This window comes from Bradyrhizobium sp. INPA03-11B (assembly GCF_040446015.1).
Taxonomy (GTDB): domain Bacteria; phylum Pseudomonadota; class Alphaproteobacteria; order Rhizobiales; family Xanthobacteraceae; genus Bradyrhizobium; species Bradyrhizobium macuxiense_A.
Window position 1 is genome coordinate 1 of sequence record NZ_JASGSR010000231.1, and the last position, 4970, is coordinate 4970.

Here is a 4970-nt window from a genome sequence, read left to right on the forward strand (position 1 = left end):
TATCTAAGCCGGTGCATTTCCGAAAGCTCTTCGGAGAAAGCCCCGTAGAATTCGGATGTGATGATCTGCATCATGAAGTGCCTCCAATACGACAGCCGTTTGTATTGAAGGCAGGCCCGGTAGATTTGCATCCTCCTCAACTACGGAGGTGACGGCATCTGTTCGAGGACTAGGAAGTACGGAGGGCTGCGGCCAGGCGCGCGACGGCCTGAATGGTCGTACGAACGCCCAGCTTGGCTTTGGCGTTATCCAGATGGAACGCCACCGTATGACGTGAGATCCCCATGATGGATCCGGTTTCCCAGGCTGATTTGCCCTCCGCGGCCCACGTGAGACATTCGAGTTCGCGGCGCGATAGCGCTATACCGCCTGTCAACCTGTCAGATATGTCATTGCGCCGGGCATGCGCGTGGAAATACATAGCAATTAGCTGCAGCACATGCGTATGCGTCTCGATTGACCGCTCAAACGAAGAGCGACGTTCGTCTGCCGCAAATGTAACGGCTGCGATGGCTCCATGCCTGTCGTGCACCGGAATCGTGAAGCCACAACGGATACCGAATTGAGCGGCTTCCTCGAAGAGTTCGCGTTCCGGAAGTGAGTTGGTTGCTGGCCCGATACCATGGCCCCATCGGAAGGGCTCGGGGTGGTGAAACGCCTGAACGATTACAGGATCTATGCGTTCATATTGTCTTCGCAAATAGTGCGAAGTCCAGGTTGAGGGATAGTTTGAGATCAGCACCGGCGCCGTGTTCGGTGTCCGCGGCATGGAAAGATAGGCGAAGCAGGACAGGTTAAGCGCTGCTGTGGTCGCAGCCATACTCTTTCCCAGATCGTCCAAATCAGTACTATCAGCAAGCTGATCAACAAACGCCTGAAGGACCCGACGCATCGTGGTATCCGTCTAGAAAATGTGCGTGTTCCTCAGGGAAGGAAAGGTATCGAAAGCTCCTGTATCTGATTGAACCGTGGAGGCTTGCCTGATAACTCGCATGCCGCAAATGCTCGCATCGAGTTCGATGGAGTAGGCAATTGCCCGAATGAGGTGTTGTGCGAACGATCGACCGTCGTCGAGCGCGATGATTGAGGTCAGGATTGTCGATCGCAGGACTTGCGACATTCTCAGGCCGATGGGGCCCTCGGATCGCGACGCTCAGTGAAATCGGTATCACACCGACAGAGTTCCGGGGTTGTGCAGCGGGCAGGCACCCGGGCGCCTTCCGAGCGTTGGCAAGGAACGGCGTCTTTGTCTCGAACAGGACGGCAGCTTTCATCTGAGCCCTAATCTAGCGGATTTTCAACAAGAAGCCTCGATTCGGGAAGGTGCGTCGCGCTGGTCGCTTCCGGGCGGGCGGCTAACCACTTGACTGTCGGCCGAAACATCATAATGATATGATAATAATATAATTAGATGTTCGGTGGCAAGAGCTGCCTGAGCAGGGAGGATTGTGCTGTGCATACGAACTCGCTCGCGCGAGCGATTGCCTTGTCGAAAGCATTTTGGGCCAGTTTGGCCATGGCCGTCGGCGCGCGTGCCTGGCTTGCGCCCCTCTGGACGCCAATGCCTGCGACAAATGCCCGACCATGCATTTGCCGGGCTGGTGGCTCACGCGTCGGGCAGGGAAACTGAGGCCATGGGGTCGCGATCAAGAGCTTCAGCGCGGGTCGTGCTAAGCCTGCTGTTTCTGGCATACATGCTTGGCTTCGCTGATCGGGTGATTTTCGGTCTGGTAATGAAGCCCATCAAGGCCGCTTATCTGCTCACTGATTCAGAGCTCGGACTTTTGGCCGGCATCGCGTTCGCCGCAAGCTATGCTGTTTTCAGTCCCGTCGGCGCATTCATTGTCGATCGGCTGCCGCGCAGGCTCGTCCTGCCTTCCGCCGTCGCATTCTGGAGTGTGGCAACTGCCGGGACGGCCCTGGCGCCGTCGTTTTGGTGGTTGTTTGTTGCGCGGGCAGGGGTCGGTGTGGGCGAGGCGTTGCTTCACCCGCTCGCGGTTTCCTTGCTAAGCGACACCTACGGCCCCGAAAGAAGGGCCCGGGCGTTTGGAGTCTATCTAGGCGCCGGTGCGCTCGGAATAATGTTGATTAATCTGCTTGGGGGCGGCTTGCTCGCTCACATTGGACGCGAGCCAATCAGCTTTCCGTTTGGGTCGCTGGAACCATGGCAGACGCTGTTTCTGGCGGCCGGCGTGCTGGGGCTGGCACTTGCCTTGCTGTCGCTGGTGATGCTTCGCGATCTGGGCGACGGTGACGGCCACAAGACGTTGGTGCATGCCCATGACGGCGGGGTCGCGGCATACATTGCGTCGCATCCAGCAGTGTCGGCCGCGATTCTTATCGGCGTGCCGTTCCTCACGATGGGCGGTTACACACTCAACCTCTGGGTGATCCCCTTTTTCGAGCGAGTTCATGGGTGGGCCGCTGGAACGGCAGGTTTGAGCATTGCGCTGACTTGCAATGCTGCCGCGGTTGTGGGGTGTCTCCTCGTGGGGCGGTTCGCGAGCGGGTTTCGCGAGCGGGTCGGTACCAACGCGCCTTTCCTGCTTGCCGCATTTGGCGGGGTTGTGTTTGTCGCTTGTAGTTCAACGGCACTGCTCGTTCCTTCTGAAACTGCGAGCCTGGGGATGTTGATGGTTGCTTTCTTCTGGACGTTCTTCACGCCGGTCTGCGGTTACACCGCAATTGCAGAAGTCGTGCCGCGGCAACTGAGAGCTAGAATCACGGGGCTTCTGACGCTGGCAACCGGGCTCATTACGAACTCGCTCGGTCCTTATCTTGCGGGAGTGTTGACGGACCGTCTTTTCCCGGCAACGGATGGCTTGCGTTATTCGATAGCCGTGACTGTGATCGGCTCAGGCCTGATAGGGATTGTCTTGCTGCTGTCGGGATTACGCGGCTACGGGCGGGTCGTACGATTGCAGCAAGCGCACGAAGATGCCGCGCCTCTCCAATCTGCCGGTTAGACGCAGGTTTGAGATCGCTGCAACGATGCTCGAACCGCAATGTGACGGAGGTTCGGTTGTGGTTCGTGCCGAGCTCCGACTGGAGAGCTGAAACTGCAGCGTGGTGACCTGTACCCCGGGGCGCTGAAGATACGCAAGTGTGACCCTATGGATGAGGCGTATGTTCAAACGTAGCGGAGGGACAGCAATCCAGACGTGGCAAGACCGCGATCGTCGCAGTCTTGGTGAAAAGCCGTTCGTCGGTCCGACAAAACGTGTGGTTGTGAGAAATGCGATCTTGGCGGGTTTGCCTCACGACGAGTTTGAGGCTGTTCGACCGCTGCTGGTTCGGACCTCGTTCAGGGAGAGGACAGTCCTTCAATATCAGAATCGGCCAATCGAATTTGTGAGCTTCGTCGAGTCTGGCATCGTCTCACAGCGTACCCTTGCAGCCGGGTATCCGATGGAGACAGCCCTGATCGGTTTTTACGGCGTGGTTGGTGCCTCCATCGCATTGGGGATTGACTATCCCGCACATCAATCAGTCGCAGTCACCCCGTGCAATGTTCTGAGAATTGGCGCTGGGGATCTCAAGCGCGCGATGCTTGAACTGCCTCAGCTAAGAGTGCGAGTGCTGCAACATGTGCAGGCGCTTCTTGTTCACAGTTCACAAGTCGCTTTATGTGGCGTACGTCACCGGCTCGAGGAAAGACTGGCCTGTTGGCTATGCCTTGCCTGTCGAGCGGGACAGAGCAGCGTCGTTCCGATCACACACGAAGATCTCTCCACAATACTGGGAATGCGTCGGGCGGGAATAACGGAAGTGCTTACGCGGTTCGAAAGAGACGGATTGATAGTCAAGACCCGTGGCGCACTTCAGGTGCGAGACCTCCACCGGCTTGAGCAGAGGGCGTGTTGCTGCAGGAGAATTATCTGTGAGGCCCACCGATAGGCCGTGTGGGTGAACGACTGAAGGCAGCAATCCCATGCTTGAGATTGTAGCGTCGTCATAGTCCTGACATTGCGCGTATGCCGCTTGCTTCGCGAACCGAAGTCTTCAACAGAGCCGTCCCGGCACATTTGTGCAGGTAGGCCGGTCAGTTTTCGTTTGGTGAACATCGGTCGTTTGTGAGGTCGCGTTCTACGCGAGCGACGTGGCGTCGCCGGCACGGTCGTCGTCGATTGGAGCATTGAAGCCTTACTTAATCGGCTCGTTCATGCACCGATGTTCGATGCCGACGAGTCCGGCAAACTGCCGGTCCGGTTCGTAGCCATTGTACGAAGCCGTTCCAATCTGATGTGCCGAGAGCACACTGTTGGCTCGCGCATTTCCGTTGGTCCGTTAGCGTACCGTGTTCGTCCGAACAATCGTTGGCGAATTTGCCAGGCTGTTTTTTGCGAGTAGGGGGAGACCCATTCGTTGCGCATATCCAGCGACGGTTCACCGATCAAGCGTGAAGCTGGCGAAACGAGGTTATCTCGGAAATGGGGCGCAGGCAGCTTGATCGGAGGAACAGTTGGAGATTTCAATGAGTGTTTTAAGGGGTCTGATCCTTGGCTCGGCGGCGGGAGTGATCGCGACAGGAGGAGTGCAGGCAGCTGATCTTCCCGTGAAGGCGAAGGCTGTCGAGTATGTGAAGATCTGTTCGCTGTACGGTGCCGGGTTTTACTACGTCCCTGGCACAGATACTTGTATCAAGCTCGGTGGCTACTTGCGCGCGGAACTGGTACTCGGTTCCAACAGTGTCTTCGCTGGCGCCTATAGTGGTGTTGCCGCTGCACATAATCGCCTGAGCAACGTCTACACCAGTCGTTCGCGTGAAGATCTCAATGTTGATACCCGCACCGCGACCGAGTACGGCGTGGTCCGGACCTACTTCGACGGCGTGTTCACCTGGACGACAGATAGCTACTCGGGTAACGGCGCTGGCGGCTCAGTTTATTCGTCGATTGGCGGCGTTCAGGCGCCGAACAATGCCAACAGCGGCGCCGTCGCAGGCGGCGTGGTCGGTGTCTATGCTGCAT

The 4970-nt window shown here is 57.6% G+C and carries 4 protein-coding genes; 3 read left to right on the forward strand and 1 reads right to left on the reverse strand.

Annotated features, from left to right (window positions below; genetic code table 11):
* Positions 1-169 precede the first annotated feature (169 nt).
* The gene (locus tag QMZ05_RS40295; protein WP_353705805.1) at positions 170-892 is read right to left on the reverse strand and encodes a LuxR family transcriptional regulator; all 723 of its coding nucleotides are present in this window, start codon (positions 890-892) and stop codon (positions 170-172) included.
* Positions 893-1667: 775 nt separating this feature from the next.
* Here QMZ05_RS40295 and QMZ05_RS40300 point away from each other — a divergent pair.
* From QMZ05_RS40300 to QMZ05_RS40310, 3 genes are all read left to right on the forward strand, one after another.
* Positions 1668-2966 (forward strand): MFS transporter, encoded by a 1299-nt coding sequence (locus tag QMZ05_RS40300; protein WP_353705806.1) that lies wholly within the window; start codon positions 1668-1670, stop codon positions 2964-2966.
* Positions 2967-3546: 580 nt separating this feature from the next.
* Complete coding sequence (locus QMZ05_RS40305; protein ID WP_353705808.1) at positions 3547-3897, forward strand: helix-turn-helix domain-containing protein; 351 nt, start codon at positions 3547-3549, stop codon at positions 3895-3897.
* 577 nt (positions 3898-4474) lie between these two features.
* The coding region (locus QMZ05_RS40310; protein ID WP_353705807.1) for a porin at positions 4475-4970 on the forward strand (496 nt) is incomplete at its 3' end.